The 228-nt window shown below is 58.3% G+C and carries 1 protein-coding gene; it reads right to left on the reverse strand.

What is annotated here, in order from left to right; translation table 11 throughout:
- A partial coding sequence (locus QP437_RS10585) for a peptidoglycan DD-metalloendopeptidase family protein (protein WP_285267812.1) occupies positions 1-228 on the reverse strand: 228 nt, incomplete at both ends.

Here is a 228-nt window from a genome sequence, read left to right on the forward strand (position 1 = left end):
GCCTGCGCCAGATAATCGGTACGATCGGAACCGGTTAAGCCTTCGGTACGCGGCAGTTTCGCCGTCAGCGGGTTAACCGCCTGCTGGTTAATCCATACTTCATAGTGCAGGTGCGGGCCAGTAGAACGCCCGGTATTGCCCGACAGCGCGATACGATCGCCGCGTTTCACTTTCTGCCCCGGTTTCACCAGCAGCTTGCGCAGGTGCATATAGCGGGTGGTATAGGTT

Source organism: Haemophilus sp. UMB1048 (genome assembly GCF_030218125.1).
In the GTDB taxonomy this organism is placed as follows: domain Bacteria; phylum Pseudomonadota; class Gammaproteobacteria; order Enterobacterales; family Pasteurellaceae; genus Haemophilus_D.